The 16,588-nt window shown below is 72.6% G+C and carries 11 protein-coding genes; 4 read left to right on the top strand and 7 right to left on the bottom strand.

The genetic code is table 11. The features are described from left to right. Positions 1 to 44 precede the first annotated feature (44 nt). The 4 genes from rfbB to AB0C73_RS31375 all read left to right on the top strand — a co-directional run bounded on the left by rfbB (position 45) and on the right by AB0C73_RS31375 (position 6,306). Positions 45 to 1,034 (top strand): dTDP-glucose 4,6-dehydratase, encoded by a 990-nt coding sequence (gene rfbB, locus AB0C73_RS31390; RefSeq protein ID WP_362536767.1) that lies wholly within the window; start codon positions 45 to 47, stop codon positions 1,032 to 1,034. After that, entirely contained in the window at positions 1,031 to 2,053 is a 1,023-nt protein-coding gene (rfbD, locus tag AB0C73_RS31385; protein WP_362536766.1) for a dTDP-4-dehydrorhamnose reductase, read from the top strand. Before rfbB ends, rfbD begins: the two co-directional genes overlap by 4 nt. 186 nt (positions 2,054 to 2,239) lie before the next feature. Further along, entirely contained in the window at positions 2,240 to 5,137 is a 2,898-nt protein-coding gene (locus AB0C73_RS31380) for a CDP-glycerol glycerophosphotransferase family protein (RefSeq protein WP_362536764.1), read from the top strand. Beyond that, entirely contained in the window at positions 5,134 to 6,306 is a 1,173-nt protein-coding gene (locus AB0C73_RS31375; RefSeq protein ID WP_362536762.1) for a glycosyltransferase, read from the top strand. The genes AB0C73_RS31380 and AB0C73_RS31375 overlap by 4 nt, the downstream gene beginning before the upstream one ends. A 109-nt stretch (positions 6,307 to 6,415) precedes the next feature. Here AB0C73_RS31375 and galE read toward each other — a convergent pair whose 3' ends face one another. The 7 genes from galE to AB0C73_RS31340 all read right to left on the bottom strand — a co-directional run bounded on the left by galE (position 6,416) and on the right by AB0C73_RS31340 (position 16,521). After that, positions 6,416 to 7,402, bottom strand: coding sequence for a UDP-glucose 4-epimerase GalE (gene galE / locus AB0C73_RS31370; protein WP_362536760.1), 987 nt, complete (start codon positions 7,400 to 7,402; stop codon positions 6,416 to 6,418). Between the two features lie 8 nt (positions 7,403 to 7,410). Continuing rightward, the gene (locus tag AB0C73_RS31365; protein WP_362536759.1) at positions 7,411 to 9,063 is read right to left on the bottom strand and encodes a glycosyltransferase family 2 protein; all 1,653 of its coding nucleotides are present in this window, start codon (positions 9,061 to 9,063) and stop codon (positions 7,411 to 7,413) included. A 305-nt stretch (positions 9,064 to 9,368) separates the two neighbouring features. Continuing rightward, positions 9,369 to 10,808, bottom strand: a complete 1,440-nt coding sequence (obgE, locus tag AB0C73_RS31360) for a GTPase ObgE (protein ID WP_362536757.1) — start codon at positions 10,806 to 10,808, stop codon at positions 9,369 to 9,371. Between the two features lie 116 nt (positions 10,809 to 10,924). Next, the gene (gene rpmA / locus AB0C73_RS31355) at positions 10,925 to 11,179 is read right to left on the bottom strand and encodes a 50S ribosomal protein L27 (RefSeq protein WP_030494090.1); all 255 of its coding nucleotides are present in this window, start codon (positions 11,177 to 11,179) and stop codon (positions 10,925 to 10,927) included. Between the two features lie 14 nt (positions 11,180 to 11,193). Further along, on the bottom strand, positions 11,194 to 11,514 hold the full coding sequence (gene rplU, locus AB0C73_RS31350; RefSeq protein WP_265862363.1) for a 50S ribosomal protein L21: 321 nt from the start codon (positions 11,512 to 11,514) through the stop codon (positions 11,194 to 11,196). Positions 11,515 to 11,721: 207 nt separating this feature from the next. After that, on the bottom strand, positions 11,722 to 12,627 hold the full coding sequence (gene galU, locus AB0C73_RS31345; RefSeq protein WP_362536755.1) for a UTP--glucose-1-phosphate uridylyltransferase GalU: 906 nt from the start codon (positions 12,625 to 12,627) through the stop codon (positions 11,722 to 11,724). A 93-nt stretch (positions 12,628 to 12,720) separates the two neighbouring features. Beyond that, positions 12,721 to 16,521, bottom strand: coding sequence for an Rne/Rng family ribonuclease (locus tag AB0C73_RS31340; protein WP_362536754.1), 3,801 nt, complete (start codon positions 16,519 to 16,521; stop codon positions 12,721 to 12,723). Between the last annotated feature and the right edge of the window lie 67 nt (positions 16,522 to 16,588).

Genomic DNA, 16,588 nt, shown 5'->3' with positions numbered 1-16,588 from the left:
GGCACACTGGTGCCGGCACCCGGTTCCATAGAATCGTGGCCTTCATGAGGATTCTGGTCACCGGCGGCGCCGGGTTCATCGGTTCACAGTTCGTACGGGCACTGCTCTCCGGAGAACTGCCCTCGGGCGAGGGCGCCCAGGTCACCGTCCTGGACAACCTCACCTACTCCGGCAACGAGGCCAATCTGGCCCCGGTGGCCGACAGGCCCGGCTATGCCTTCGTGCACGGCGACATCCGCGACCACGCGACCGTCGACGACGTGATGCGCGGCCAGGACGCGGTGGTGCACTTCGCCGCCGAGTCCCACGTGGACCGCTCGATCCTGGACTCCTCGCCGTTCGTCACCACGAACGTGCTCGGCACCCAGGTGCTGCTCGACGTGGCCAGGCGACACGGCGTCGGCCGGTTCGTGCACGTCTCCACGGACGAGGTGTACGGCTCGATCGCCGAGGGCTCCTGGACCGAGGACTGGCCGCCGGCCCCGAACTCCCCGTACTCGGCCTCCAAGGCCGGCTCGGACCTGCTGGCGCTCTCGTACCACCGCACGCACGGCATGGACGTCGTGGTGACCCGCTGCTCCAACAACTACGGGCCGTACCACTTCCCCGAGAAGATGATCCCGCTGTTCACCACGAACCTGCTGGACGGCAAGAAGGTCCCGCTGTACGGCGAGGGCCTGAACATCCGCGACTGGCTGCACGTCTCCGACCACTGCCGCGGCATCGAGATGGTGCTGCGCGGCGGCCGCGCCGGTGAGGTCTACCACATCGGCGGCGGCACCGAGGTCACCAACAAGGAGCTCACCGGTCTGCTGCTCGACGCCTGCGGCGCCGGCTGGGACATGGTCGAGCACGTCGAGGACCGCAAGGGCCACGACCTGCGCTACTCGCTGTCGATCGCCAAGATCCAGGAGGAGCTCGGCTACCGGCCGCAGGTCACCTTCGAGCAGGGCCTCGCCTCCACCGTCCAGTGGTACCGCGACAACCGCGCCTGGTGGGAGCCGCTGAAGGCGAAGGCGGCGCTCGCCCGATGAGCGCCGACGCCCCCACCCGCTGGCTGATCACCGGTGCGGCCGGCATGCTCGGCCGCGACCTCGCCGAGGTCCTGGCCGGGACCGGCGCGGACGCCGGTGCCGGCGCCCGTATCGACGCCCGTATCGACGCCCGTACCGGCGCCCGTACCGAGGTCACCGCGCTGACCCGCGCCCATCTGGACATCACCGACACCGCCGCCGTCCGCGCCGCGGTCGAGGGCCATGACGTCGTCGTCAACGCCGCCGCCTGGACCGACGTCGACGGCGCGGAGACCGAGGAGGCCGCGGCCACGCGGATCAACGGCGACGGCCCGCGCGCGCTCGCCGAGGCCTGCGCCGCGACCGGCGCCGTGCTGCTCCAGGTGTCGACCGACTACGTCTTCCCGGGCGACGCGACCGAGCCGTACCGGCACGACGCCCCCACCTCCCCGGTGAACGCCTACGGCCGCGGCAAGCTCGCGGGCGAGGAGGCGGTCCTGAAGCTGCTGCCCGAGCGCGGTTACGTGGTGCGCACGGCGTGGCTGTACGGGGCGCACGGGCGCAACTTCGTGGCGACCATGCTGCGCCTGGCCGGGCAGCGCGAGACCCTCGACGTGGTCGACGACCAGCGCGGCCAGCCGACCTGGACCCGGGCGCTCGCGCGCCAGCTGCGGGACCTGGGCACGGCGGCCGTCCGCGACGAGGCCCCGGCGGGCGTCTACCACGGCACGGCGTCGGGGACGGCGAGCTGGTTCGACCTGGCACGGGCGGCCTTCGAGCTGACCGGCCTGGACCCGGAGCGGGTGCGGCCGACGACCTCGGAGAAGTTCGTACGCCCGGCCCGCCGGCCCTCGTACAGCGTGCTGGCGCACGAGCGCTGGGCCGAGGCGGGCGTCGCGCCCCAGCCGCACTGGCGCGAGCAGCTGGCCGAGGCGCTGAAGGCCATGGCCCCGGGTCCGGGCCACGCCGCCCCGGCCCCGGCTCCAGCCCCCACCCGAGGTCCGGCCCCCGCCCGCGCCCCGCTTCCACCGGCACCGTGACCCGAATCACTCTTTGTGGTCGATTCGGGCAGATTCTGCGATCCTCTGCACCCTACGTGCACATCCCTTGAAGAAAATCACCCCCTCGGCCGGTTCCCCGGACAACCGGCCGAGTCCTGGGAAGGTCGCGCCGCCTCACCCGCCGTCTTCGGTGTCAATCGCGGTACCGAACAGCAGGTAGCTTGGATGTGTCGAGAGGAAGACAAGTGGATCGAGGTGCAAGTGCCTGACGTCTCCGTGGTCGTCATCGCCTACAACGACGCAGAGCGTCTCCCGACGGCCGTCCAATCGGTACTGGACCAGACCTTGCACAGCGTCGAGGTCGTCATCGTCGACGACTGCAGCAAGGACGACACGTTCCAGGTCGCCCAACAGCTCGCCGCCGCGCACCCCGACCGGGTCCGGGCCTTCCAGCTGCCCCAGAACAGTGGCGGCTGCGGAGCGCCCCGCAACTACGGCATCCAGCGCGCCGCCGGCACCTACGTCATGTTCCTCGACAGTGACGACGTGCTGGAGCGCAACGCCTGCCGCAACATGCTGGACGCGGCCGAGCGGACCGGCTCCGATCTCGTCTCCGGTCTGTGCGTGCGCGTCCACCTGGACAGCCGGCACCAGAAAACCACCCAGTGGTACCCGTGGATCTACGCGGAGACCCGGACCCTCGAGTCCATCAACGAGATGTCCGACCTGCTCGTCTTCGACACCCTCTCGACGAACAAGTGCTACCGCCGCTCGTTCCTCCTGGAGCAGGGGCTGGAGTTCCCGGTCGGCATCCACTACGAGGACCTGCTGTTCTCCGCGCAGGCCTACGTCGCCGCCGGCCGCATCACGCTCATCCCGAACCAGGTCTACTACTGGAACGTGGAGGAGAAGGCGGCCGCGAAGTCGATCAGCAACCGGCGCCACGAGATCGCCAACTTCGCGCACCGCGTGGAGATCCACCGCCGGGTGGACGCCCTGCTCGCCGAAAAGGGCTACGAGGAGCTGAAGTTCCGCAAGGACATCAAGTTCCTCAAGCACGACCTCGTGCTGCACCTGCGCGAACTCGCGATGATGGACGAGCAGTACTGCCGCGACTTCGCCGAGCTGGCCAACGCCTACCTCGCCGACATCGCCCCGGAGGCGTACGACGAGGTCGATCCGCTGCAGGCGATCTGCGCCTACCTGCTGACCCGTGAGGACTGGGACAACCTGATCCCGGCCACCGAGGCGCTCACCAACAAGGGCCGCCTGACCACCGCGTTGGTCGAGCACGAGGGCCAGATCTACTGGTGCGACGGGCACTTCGACGACCCGATGGGCCGCCGGGTGCTCAACGTCACCGACGCCGGCTACCACCTGAGCCCGCTGGCCTCGATCCCGCTGGCCAACCGGCTGACCTCGTACGCCGACAGCGACGGCACGGTCCGTATGACCGGCGCCGTGGTGAACCCGCTGGGCCGGATCACGGAGAACCAGCCGCTCAAGGGCGTGCTGGAGTTCCGCGCCCGGCGCAACCTCGGCCAGCGCCCGTACCGCGTCCCGGTCACCTCGCTGCGCCACACCGGCTCGGCGATCGAGTGGGAAGCCTCGGCGGACCTCTCCCGCGTCCGCCCGGTCGGCATCGTCGACGCGGTCTGGGACGTGCGCCTGCGGCTGACCGTCGACGGCACCACGCTCACCACCCGCGTCTCGGTCGGCGACGTCGACCTCGGCTCCACCCGCTCCCTGCGGGTCCGCCCGCGCCTGACCCGGCTGGTCTCGGACCGGTTCCGGCCCGAGGCGACCAAGAAGGGCAACCTGTCCTACGTCCTCACCGCCGAGAGCGCCGCCGCGGTCTGCACCACGGCGATGATCGAGGGCGCGATGCACGGCAGCGCGGCGAACCTGGCCAAGAAGAGCCTGCGCGGCCTGCTCAAGGCCCGCAAGCAGCTGCACTCGGGCGAGACGAAGGTGCGTCTCTACCACGAGGTCTACAGCCGGCTGCCGATCCGCAAGGGGCTCGTGGTCTTCGAGAGCCACCTCGGCAAGCAGTACAGCGACAGCCCGAAGGCGATCTACGAGGAGATGCGCCGCGAGGGCGTGCGGTTCGACGCCGTCTGGTCCTACGCGGGCGCCAAGCCCACCGGCTTCCCGAAGGACGCCACTCTGGTCAAGCGCTGGAGCCGGCAGTACCTGCGGGCCCTGGCGCAGGCGGAGTTCTGGATCGACAACCAGGGCTTCCCGCACCGTCTGACGAAGCGTCCGGAGACCACGTACATCCAGACCTGGCACGGCTCCGCGCTCAAGCGCATGGGCTTCCACGAGCCGAGCACGAAGGCACGCGCCCAGGCCGGGCAGGACTCGCTGCAGCAGTCCCTGGACCGCTTCGACCACTTCCTGGTCCGCTCCGAGCACGACGTCCAGACGCTGGCGAAGGGCTTCCGGCTGCGCGACGAGGTCCTGCTGCCGGTCGGCTACCCCCGTAACGACGCCCTGGTCGCCGCCCGCCGCGCCGAGGCCGAGTCCGGCACCCGCACGCGCGGCCCGCTCGCGCAGGAGCTGGGCATCGACCCGGACAAGAAGGTGGTGCTCTACGCCCCGACCTTCCGGGCCGAGACCAACGGCAAGGTGCGCCAGTTCGAGCTCCCCTTCGACGTGGAGGAGTTCGCCGAGCGCTTCGGCGACACCCACACCCTGCTCGTCCGGTCGCACTACCTCAACGAGGTCACGCTGCCGCCGTCCGTGCGGGGCCGGGTCATCGACGTCTCGACGTACCACGACACCACGCCGCTCCTGGAGCTCGCGGACGCCCTGATCACGGACTACTCGTCCGTGATGTTCGACTACGGGCTGCTCGACCGGCCGATGATCTTCTTCACGTACGACTACGACGAGTACGCCAACGGCAGCCGCGGCACCTACTTCGACCTGAAGGAGCGGGCCCCCGGCCCGGTCGTGTCCACCGAGAGCGAGCTCTTCTCGGCGATCACCCGTCTCAAGGACGAGGCCGACGCCAAGTACGCGGCGGCGCGGGAGCGGTTCAACGCCGACTTCAGCGCCTTCGACCGGGGCGACGCGGCCTCGCAGATCGTCGCCAAGTTCTTCACCAGGAGCGGTAAGTGACCGAGCAGACCGCCGTGTCCGGCGGCCGTGACATCTTCTTCGTCTCCAACAGCGTCGACGAGATGGGCGGTGTGACCACCTGGTCGCACCAGATGGCCCGGGAGTTCGCCGACCGGGGCCACCGCGTGCACGCGATCGGGATCGTGCCGGCGCCCGAGGGCCGCCGCCACGAGTTCCCTGCCGACCTTCCGTACGCCACGACCACGCTGTACGACGCGCACCCCCCGCAGGTGGGCTCGCTGCGCGGGATCAAGGGCCGGCTCAACGCGGCGGAGCGGATGCGCCACCGCGCCCGCGCCGCCGCCATGCGCGAGCAGGCCGAGAAGCTGACCGCGCTGTTCGCCGCGGCCCGCCCCGGCGCGATCGTCATCGTCACCCAGGTGTGGGCGATGGAGTGGGTGGCGCTGGCCGACACCAAGGGCCTCGTCGTCATCGGCATGAGCCACGAGTCGTACGAGGCGAGCGCGGCCTCCTCGCGCCTGGCCCGGGTCAAGCGGTACTACCAGGGCGTCGACCGGCTGCTCGTCCTCACCCCCGGCGACGCGGACCGCTGGATCCGCGCGGGCATGGACAACGTCGGCCACATGCCGAACCCGCTGCCGTTCATGCCCGAGACGCCCTCCCCGCGCTCGGCGAAGGTGGTCGCCTCCATCGGCCGCCTCTCGCACGAGAAGGGGATGGACATGCTGCTCGACAGCTGGGCCGAGGTCGCCCCGCGCCACCCCGACTGGACGCTGCGGATCTACGGCGCCGGTGACGAGGAGGAGCGGCTGCACCGTCAGTGCACCGAGATGGGCCTGGACGGCTCGGTCGAGTGGATGGGCCGCACGTCCGACGTACTCGGCGCGCTGCGTGAGGCCTCGGTCTTCGCCCAGGCCTCCCGGGCGGAGGGCTTCCCGATCACCCTGCTCGAGGCCATGGCCGCCGGTGTGCCGTGTGCCGCGTTCGACTGCGCGCCGGGGGTCCGCGAGATCATCCGGGACGGCGAGGACGGCCTGCTCGCCGCGCTCGGCAACACCACGGATCTGGCCCGGCACATCAGCACCCTGATCGCCGACGACGAGTTGCGCGACCGCATGGGTACCGCCGCACACGCCAACGTGCGCCGGTACTCCGCCGAGTCGATCACCGACCGGTGGGAGGAGCTCTTCCGCTTCCTGGAGCGGTAGGAGCCACAGCTCCACGTACGAGAAGACGGCCGGAGGGTTCGAGAACCCTCCGGCCGTCTTCGTGCCTGACGTCAGACCGACGCGGTGACGTCAGACCGACGTGGTGACGTCAGACCGACGCGGTACGGCGTGCCGTCCAGCCGGCCCAGGCCGAGGTGATCATGTCGCGGACGTCGTGGCGGGCCTGCCAGCCGAGCTCCGCCTCGATGCGGGCGGCGGAGGCGACGACGCGGGCCGGGTCGCCGGCGCGACGCGGGGTGACGGCCGGGGCGGCGCTGTGGCCGGTGATCTCGTTGATCAGATCGACCATCTCGCGGACGGAGACGCCCTCGCCGCGGCCGATGTTGACGGTGAGGTCGCGCGGCTCGCCCGCGGCGGCCCACTCGGCGAGCTTGCGGGCGGCGACGAGGTGGGCGTCGGCCAGGTCCTCGACGTGGATGTAGTCGCGGATGCAGGTGCCGTCGGGGGTGTCGTAGTCGTCGCCGAAGATCCGCGGGGACTCACCGGCGTCGAGCCGCTCGAACACCATCGGGACCAGGTTGAAGACGCCGGTGTCGGCGAGCTCCGGGGTCGCGGCGCCGGCCACGTTGAAGTAGCGCAGGCAGGCGGTGGAGATCCCGTGGGCCTTGCCCGCGGCCCGGACCAGCCACTCGCCGGCCAGCTTGGTCTCGCCGTACGGGCTCATCGGCAGGCACGGGGTGTCCTCGGTGACGAGGTCCACGTCCGGCATGCCGTAGACGGCGGCGGAGGAGGAGAACAGGAAGTTGCGCACGCCGGCGGCGGCGACGGCCTCAAGGAGGACGGTCAGGCCCACCACGTTCTCGCGGTAGTAGTGCAGCGGCTGCTCGACGGACTCGCCGACCTGCTTCTTCGCCGCCAGGTGGACCACGCCGGTCACGCCGTACTCGGCGATGGTCTTGTCGAGGACCTCGCGGTCCAGGGTGGAGCCGACCACCAGCGGCACACCGTCCGGGAGGCGCTCGGCGTAGCCGGTGGACAGGTCGTCGAGGACGACGACGCTCTCGCCCGCCCGCGTCATGGCCCGCACGACGTGCGAGCCGATGTAGCCCGCGCCGCCCGTGATCAGAAAAGTCATCGTGCTCCCTAGCTCTTTCCCTGAGATGTGCCGGTGAGCCGGCCGAGCTTGGCCCACGCCACCTTGAGGCCGTCGCGGGCGCCCGGCGCGATCCGTACCGCGAGCGACCCGTTCGCCGTCGTGTACTGCTGCACCAGCACTACACCGTACCGGCTGCTCGGCAGCACCGACCGGCGCTGGCCGCCGCCCGCGAGACGCGGGGCGGTGGTGAAGGAGGCGCCGGCCGCGCCCTCCACGACGACCCGGAGGTCCCACACCTGGGTGCCGCGGCCTCGCCCGCGGCGGCCGGCGCGGGCGAGGCCGGTGAGGTGCGCGGGTACGCGGGCGGTCCAGCCGTCCGCGCCCTCGGTGAGGGGGACCCGCTCGGTACGGGTGGGCTCGGCGTCGCCCCTCCGTACGAAGCCGACCTCGGCGGTGCGCGGGCCCGCCGCGCGCAGCCGGCCGTACAGATCGCGCAGGGTCAGGCGCAGCTCGCCACGTCCCGTGGGGCTCGTGCGCAGGGAGGCGTCGACGACGAACGGAAGGTCGTCGAGCGGGGCGGTGTCGACGCCGTCGAGCACGGCGCCGGGCAGGTCCTCCGCCCAGACGGCGGCCTCGTCCACGCGCGCGTACGGGGGCAGCAGGCGCCCCGGGTTCGCGGCGAGGCGGGACATCCGGGGCAGGTCGCGCGGCTCGGCCGCGGCGAGGAGCAGGCGGGCGAGCCAGCGGGCGGGGGTGGTGGCGGCGGCGAGCTCGCGCTCGTCGAAGCCGGTCAGGTACGTGCGGGTGAGCGTCCACCAGTCGTGCTGGTACGCGGCGCCGCGCTGCGGCAGCTCGCGCGCGTAGAGCCGGACGTCGTGCTCCAGGAACTTGGTGCGGCAGACGGCGGCGAGCTCCGCGCGGCCGGCGTCGGTGAAGGCCGCGACGGCCTGGCGGTGCGCCTCGATGCGGGCGGTCCAGTTCTCGATGCCCTTGCGGTCCAGGGAGATGGACAACTGGGCGGCGGCGCGGCGCACATGCCAGACGTAGACCGTGTCCGGGATCACGGCGATCCGCGGCGCGGCGGCCAGCACGCGCGCGCTGAAGACGAAGTCCTCGTAGACGAACCGGCCGTCGGGGAAGCGGATGCCGTGCTCGTCGAGGAAGGAGCGGCGGTAGACCTTGTTCACGCAGAGGGTGTCGTGCGTGTACGGGGCGAGGGCGGCGGCGCTGTCGAGGAGGGCCTCGCCGGTGTACAGGTCCGGCTGCCAGGGCACGTCGCGCCCGTCCGGCAGTTCCCGGCGCACGCACATCCCCGCCGCGACCGGCGTCTCGTGCCGCTCCGCCGCCGCGACGAGTGCCTGGGCCGCGCCCGGCGGCAGAACGTCGTCGCTGTCGAGGAACATCACGTAGGGGGCGGTGGCGGCGGCGATGCCGTCGTTGCGCGGGGTGCCGCAGCCCCCGCTGTTGCTCTCCCGGTGCACCACCCGCACGCGCGGGTGCGCGGCCGCGAGCTCGTCGAGCACCTTGCCCGTGGCGTCGCTCGACGCGTCGTCCACGGCGACGACCTCGGCGACCACCGGCCCCTGGTCGAGCGCGGACCTGATCGCCTCACCGACCAGTTCCTCGTCGTTGTAGGCGATGACGACGACGCTGAGCCGACCGTCGGTGGCGGGCGTGGGGGCGGCGGGAGCGAGACTCACATCAGAATCCTACGGGAGCCCCCACGGCCCCCTTCCCGGCAGCCGCACGGCCACCGGGACTCCGTCCGCCGGTACGCGACAGGCCCCCGGCCGGACGGGAATGTCCAGGGCCGGGGGCCCGAGGGGGACACGAGGCGGGAAGGGCCTAGACAGTGCCCCCACGGCCGCCCTCGCACCGCTCGGCCCCAGGGGGGCCTCACGGGCATCGGACGGCTGCGCCGGACTCCGTCCGCCGGTACGCGACGGGCCCCCGGCCGGACAGCGGTCCGGGCGGGGGCCCGAGGGGGACACGAGGCGGGGAGGGCCTAGAAGGGGTTGAACTCGTCGAACTCACGCTGCGACTCGTCCCGCTCCGCCTCGCGGTCGCGTCGGCGCTGGGCGGCCGGGCGCGGGGCCTCCAGGCGGTGGTCCTCGCCGCGGCGGCCGAGCATTTCGGCGCCGGCCATCAGGGTGGGCTCCCAGTCGAAGACGACCGCGTTCTCGTCGGGGCCGATCGCGACGCCGTCGCCGGCGCGGGCGCCGGCCTTCATCAGCTCGTCCTCGACGCCGAGGCGGTTGAGACGGTCCGCGAGGTAGCCGACGGCCTCGTCGTTGTTGAAGTCGGTCTGGCGGACCCAGCGCTCCGGCTTCTCGCCGCGCACGCGGTACAGGTCCTCGTGCTCGTCGTAGGTGACGGTGAAGCCGGCGTCGTCGACCGCCTTCGGGCGGATGACGATCCGGGTCGCCTCCTCCTTCGGCTTGGCCGCGCGGGCCTGGGCCACGATCTCGGCGAGGGCGAAGGAGAGCTCCTTGAGGCCCGTACGGGCGACCGCGGAGATCTCGAAGACGCGGTAGCCGCGCTCCTCCAGGTCCGGGCGGATCATGTCCGCGAGGTCCTGGCCGTCCGGGATGTCGATCTTGTTGAGGACGACGACGCGCGGGCGGTCGCCGAGGCCACCGTACTGCTTCAGCTCCTCCTCGATCGCGTCGAGGTCGCTGACCGGGTCGCGGTCGGACTCCAGGGTCGCCGTGTCGAGGACGTGCACGAGCACCGAGCAGCGCTCGACGTGGCGCAGGAACTCCAGGCCCAGGCCGCGCCCCTGGCTGGCGCCGGGGATGAGGCCGGGGACGTCGGCGATGGTGTAGACGGTCGAGCCGGCCGTGACCACCCCGAGGTTCGGGACGAGCGTCGTGAAGGGGTAGTCCGCGATCTTCGGCTTGGCGGCCGAGAGGACGGAGATCAGCGAGGACTTGCCGGCGCTCGGGTAGCCGACGAGCGCCACGTCGGCGACCGTCTTCAGCTCCAGGACGATGTCCTGGAGGTCGCCGGGCTCGCCGAGCAGCGCGAAGCCGGGGGCCTTGCGGCGGGCGGAGGCCAGCGCCGCGTTGCCGAGGCCGCCGCGGCCGCCCTGGGCGGCGACGTACGTCGTGCCCTGGCCGACCAGGTCCGCGAGGACGTTGCCCCTCTTGTCCAGGATGACGGTGCCGTCGGGCACGGTCAGGACCAGGTCCTGGCCGTCCTTGCCCGCGCGGTGGCCGCCCTCGCCGGGCTTGCCGTTGGTGGCCTTGCGGTGCGGCGAGTGGTGGTATTCGAGGAGCGTGGTGACCGACTGGTCCACGGTCAGGATCACATCGCCGCCCCGGCCGCCGTTGCCGCCGTCCGGGCCGCCGAGCGGCTTGAACTTCTCCCGGTGGACGGAGGCGCAGCCGTGGCCTCCGTTACCCGCGGCGACGTGCAGCTCGACGCGGTCCACGAAGGTGGTCATGGTTGGGCCTCCAGAGAGCTAAAGCTATGGGTGGGAATGTCTACCTAGTAACACGCGAAAGGCGGACCCGCTTCCCCAGTCGGGAAGTGAGGTCCGCCTCCGCCAAGCTGTTCCGATCAGGCGACCGGAACGATGTTCACGACCTTGCGGCCACGGAAGGTGCCGAACTGCACCGAACCGGCCTGCAGGGCGAACAGCGTGTCGTCGCCACCGCGACCGACACCCGAGCCCGGGTGGAAGTGGGTGCCGCGCTGGCGGACCAGGATCTCACCCGCGTTGACGACCTGACCGCCGAAGCGCTTCACGCCGAGCCGCTGGGCGTTGGAATCGCGACCGTTCCGGGTGGACGATGCGCCCTTCTTGTGTGCCATTGCTCAGTCCCTCTTTACTTCGCGGCCGTCGGGATGGACGTGACCTTGATCGCCGTGTACTGCTGACGGTGACCCTGGCGACGGCGGTAGCCGGTCTTGTTCTTGTAGCGCAGGATGTCGATCTTGGCGCCCTTGGTGTGGTCCACGACCTCGGCCTGGACCTTGATGCCCGCCAGGACCCACGGGTCGCTGGTCACGGCGTCGCCGTCGACGACGAGCAGGGTCGAGAGCTCGACCGTGTCGCCAGCCTTGGCGGTGGAAATCTTGTCAACCTCAACGATGTCGCCGACAGCAACCTTGTGCTGGCGACCACCGCTGCGCACGATGGCGTACACGCGGATCTCTCTCTCACTCGGTAAAGGGACCTCTGACGCCAGCCGCTCCGCCCTGACGGGCGTGCGGCCTCTCCCGGCCTGAGCTGGGAGGAATGTGCTCAGAGGTGGTGGCGTGCCAGTCGACACGCCGACGGTCTAGGTTACGGGCGGGCCCCGGAGGGGGTCAAATCCGGTCGCGGCGCCGGTCAGGCGCCGCGCCCCGGAGGCTCACGCCGTCTCGGCCACGAAGGCCTTGAGCCAGGTACGGAAGTCCGGGCCCAGGTCCTCGCGCTCGCACGCGAGGCGCACGATGGCCCGCAGGTAGTCGCCGCGGTCACCGGTGTCGTAACGGCGGCCCTTGAAGACCACACCGTGCACCGGGCCGCCGAGCCGCTCGTCCGCGGCCATCTTCTGCAGCGCGTCGGTGAGCTGGATCTCGCCGCCGCGGCCCGGCTCGGTGCTGCTCAGCACGTCGAAGACGGCGGGGTCGAGGACGTAGCGGCCGATGATCGCGTAGTTGCTGGGCGCCTCGGCCGGGGCCGGCTTCTCGACCAGGCCGGTGATGCGGACGACATCGGCGTCGGCGGCCGGCTCGACGGCGGCGCAGCCGTACAGGTGGATCTGCGCCGGGTCGACCTCCATGAGGGCGACGACGCTGCCGCCCTGCGCGGCCAGGACCTCCAGCATCCGGGCGAGCAGCGGGTCGCGCGGGTCGATCAGGTCGTCGCCGAGGAGCACCGCGAAGGGCTCGTCGCCGACGTGCGGCTGCGCGCAGAGCACGGCGTGGCCGAGACCGCGCGGATCGCCCTGGCGCACGTAGTGCATGGTGGCGAGCTCGCTGGACTCCTGGACCCGGGCCAGGCGCTCCTCGTCGCCCTTGCGGACGAGGGCCTCCTCCAGCTCGTAGTTCCGGTCGAAGTGGTCCTCGAGCGGGCGCTTGTTGCGACCCGTGATCATCAGCACGTCCGACAGCCCGGCGGAGACCGCCTCCTCCACCACGTACTGGATGGCCGGCTTGTCGACGACCGGCAGCATCTCCTTGGGAGTCGCCTTGGTGGCCGGAAGGAAGCGCGTGCCGAGACCGGCGGCCGGGATGACGGCCTTGCGCACTCTGGGAACGGGGGTGTTGTTCATCGGGCTGGGTTTCCTGTATTCCGATCCTGGGTCAATGCCGTGTGGACCGTCCTCGGCGGGAGGACGGTCCACACGTGAGCGGCGGGGACTGGGTCAGTCCTGCGCGGGGGCGGCGGTCTTCTTGGCCGCCGCCTTCTTGGCGGTCGCCTTCTTCGCCGCGGTCTTCTTGGCCGCCGTCTTCTTGGTGGCGGCCTTCTTCGCCGTGGCCTTCTTGGCCGTCTTGCGGGCCGCCGCCTTCTTGGCCGGGGCGGGAGCCTCGGCCTCGGTGCCGGCGGACGGGGCCTCGGCGGTCTCCTCGGCCGGGGCGGCGGACGCCACCACGACCACGGCGGCCTCCTCGGCACCCTCCGGCGCACCGGCGGGGGCCGTGGCCTTGCGGACGACCCGGCGACGCGCCTTCGGCGGGGCGGCCACGGGGGCCTCCTCGACGACGGGCGCCGGAGCCGGGGCCGGAGCCGGGGTCTCCTCGGCGACCGGCTCGGCGACCGGCTCGGCCACCGGCTCGGCCACCGGGGCGGCGACGACGGTCTCGGCGACCACCGTCTCCGCGGCGGCCGGCGCCTCGGTGCCGGTCACCGGGGCGGTCGCCCGCCGGGTGGCACGACGGCGGGTACGGGGCGCGGGCGCGGCCTCCTCGGCCACCGGGGCCGCTGCCACGGGGGCCTCGGGCGCCACGGCCGCCTCCGGCTCGGGCTCGGTCTTCGGCTCCGGTACGACGACCTCGTAGGTCTCCGTCTCGGTGACCGCCGGCGAGGCGACGGGCGCGGACACCCGGCGGGTCGCCCGGCGCCGGCCGCGACCGCGCGTGGCGGCCGCCTCGGCCTCGGCGACGCTGCTGTACAGCTCCTCGTCCGGCGCGATCGGCTCGGGCAGGGCCACCGGGGCCGCCAGCTCCGCCGCGAGCTCGGCCTCGGTCTCGATCTCCGCCTCGGCGTGCTCGGCCGGGGCCTCGACGCCCGCCGCGACCTCGTGGACGTGCTCGTGCTCGTGGGCCTCGCCACCGCGGCCGCGCTTCTTCGAGCGCTTGCCGCCGCCACCGCCGCCGTGGGTGGCGGGCTGCTCCATGTGGACGATGACACCGCGGCCGTTGCAGTGGACACAGGTCTCGGAGAAGGACTCCAGGAGGCCCTGGCCGACCCGCTTGCGGGTCATCTGCACCAGGCCGAGCGAGGTGACCTCGGCCACCTGGTGCTTGGTCCGGTCCCGGCCCAGGCACTCCAGGAGGCGGCGCAGCACCAGGTCGCGGTTGGACTCCAGGACCATGTCGATGAAGTCGATGACGACGATGCCGCCGAGGTCGCGCAGCCGCAGCTGACGCACGATCTCCTCGGCCGCCTCCAGGTTGTTCCGGGTGACGGTCTCCTCGAGGTTGCCGCCCTGGCCGGTGAACTTGCCGGTGTTGACGTCGACGACGACCATCGCCTCGGTCTTGTCGATCACCAGCGAACCGCCGGACGGCAGCCAGACCTTCCGGTCGAGCGCCTTCATCAGCTGCTCGTCGATCCGGTACGTGGCGAAGACGTCGACCTCGCTGGTCCACTTGGACAGGCGGTCGGTCAGGTCCGGGGCGACGTGGTTCACGTAGCCGTGGATGGTCTCCCACGCGTCGTCGCCGCTGACGATGACCTTGGAGAAGTCCTCGTTGAAGATGTCGCGGACGACCCGGACGGTCATGTCCGGCTCACCGTAGAGAAGGGTCGGCGCGTTGCCGTTCTTCGCCTTCTTCTGGATGTCCTCCCACTGCGCCTGCAGACGCTCGACGTCGCGGCGCAGCTCGTCCTCGCTCGCGCCCTCGGCGGCGGTGCGCACGATGACGCCCGCGTCCTCGGGGACGATCTTCTTGAGGATGGTCTTCAGACGCGCGCGCTCGGTGTCCGGGAGCTTGCGGCTGATGCCGGTCATCGAGCCCTCGGGCACGTACACGAGGTAGCGGCCGGGCAGCGAGACCTGGCTGGTCAGGCGGGCGCCCTTGTGGCCGATCGGGTCCTTGGTGACCTGCACCAGGACCGACTGGCCGGACTTGAGGGCGGCCTCGATGCGGCGCGGGCCGTTGCCCATGCCGAGCGCCTCGAAGTTGACCTCACCGGCGTACAGGACGGCGTTGCGGCCCTTGCCGATGTCGACGAAGGCGGCCTCCATCGACGGCAGCACGTTCTGGACCTTGCCCAGGTAGACGTTGCCGACGTACGAGGTGGCCTGCTCCTTGTTGACGTAGTGCTCGACGAGCACGTTGTCTTCCAGGACGCCGATCTGGGTGCGCTCGCCGTTCTGGCGCACGACCATCACCCGCTCGACGGCCTCGCGGCGGGCCAGGAACTCGGCCTCGGTGATGATCGGGACGCGGCGGCGGCCCTGCTCGCGGCCCTCGCGGCGGCGCTGCTTCTTGGCCTCCAGACGCGTGGAGCCCTTGATGGACTGCACCTCGTCGGACGGCTCCGCCTTCGGGCGGGGCTCGCGGACCTTGACGACCGTGCGGACGCCGTCCTCGTCGGCGGTCTCGGACTCACCGGCGGCGTCGCTGCGGCGACGGCGGCGACGGCGACGGCGGGAGCTGCTGGAGCCGCCGGCGGCACCCTCGGCCTCCTCGGTCTCCTCGCCCTCCTCCGGCTCCTCGGCGTCCTCGGCGTGGTACTCCTCGCCCTCCTCCGCCTCCTCGGTCTCCTCGGCCTCGGTCAGCTCGCCGCGGCGGCGGCGACGGCCGCCACGACGCCGGCGGCGGGACGGCCGGTCCTCGTACTCGTCGGTCTCCTCGGCCTCGCCCTCGACCTGGTCCTCCGCCTCGGGGGTGGACTCGACCTCGGGCTCGTCGGCGACGGTGGCCGGGACCGGCTCGACGGCGACGGGCTCGCCACGGCGGCGGCGCCGGCGGCGGGAGCGCGGGGACTCCTCCTCGACGACGGGCGCGGCGGCCTCGACCTCGGCGGTCTCCTCCTCCGGCTCCTCCTCGACGACCTCGGCCGCGGCCATGGCGGCGGCGGTCTCCGGGGTCTGGAACATCGGCTCGGCGAAGACCGGGGCCTGGAACACGGCGACGGCCGGACGGGCGGCGCGCCGGGCGCGCGGCGCCTCCTCGGGCTCCGCCTCGGCCTTGGCGGCCGGCTCGGCGGTGGTGAACTGCGGCGACGAGGCGCGGCGGCGGGTACGGCCACGGGTGGCGGCCTGCTCGGCGGCGGCGACCTCGGCGGCGTGCGAGGCGATCTCCTCGACGGTGTCCTCGGGCAGCGCCTCGCCGGAGGTCTCGGCGGCGATCTCGGCGGCGGCGTCCGCGGTCACGGCGGGCGCGGTGGCCTTACGGGTGGCACGACGGCGGGTACGGGGCGCCGGGGCGGCCTCCTCCACCGGCGCGGCCACGGCGGCGGGCTCCTCGACCGGGGCGGCGACCTCGGGCTCGGCGGCCTCGGCCTCGACCGGAGCGGGCGCGGCCACGGCGCGGGTCGCGCGGCGGCGGGTGCGCGGGGCCGGAGCGGCCTCGGGCTCGGGGGCGGCCACGGCGACGGCCTCGGCGGCCGGCTCCGTCACCAGGGCGGCCTCGGGCTCGGGGGCGGCCACGGCGCGCGTGGCGCGGCGGCGGGTACGGGGCGCCGGAGCGGCCTCCTCCACCGGCGCGGCGACCTCGGCCTCGGCGGCTTCGGCGGCCGGGGCCTCGACCGGGGCGGGCGCGGTGGCCTTGCGGGTGGCACGACGGCGCGTGCGGGGGGCCGGAGCGGCCTCTTCGACCGGCGCGGCCTCGGCGGCCGGGGCCTGCGCGGTCTCCACGACCTCGGTGCTCTCGGCGGCGGCCCCCGCCGTCACCGGCGGGCCGGCCGGCCGGGACGCGGCGCGGCGCCGACGGCGCGGCGGCAGCTTGTCACCGGGGGCGTTGCTGTTCTCGTTCTCTTCGGGCTGTTCGAGCATGCGGGCGGTTCTCCCGTCACGCTCCCGGGCGCCGCGTCTGGTTCCGGTCCGGCGGCACGGACGCGCG

Origin of the sequence: Streptomyces sp. NPDC048623 (genome assembly GCF_040650755.1) — a bacterium.
Lineage (GTDB): Bacteria > Actinomycetota > Actinomycetes > Streptomycetales > Streptomycetaceae > Streptomyces.
Note: the sequence above shows the minus strand (reverse complement) of the source record. Positions and strands in the feature narration are given on the sequence as shown.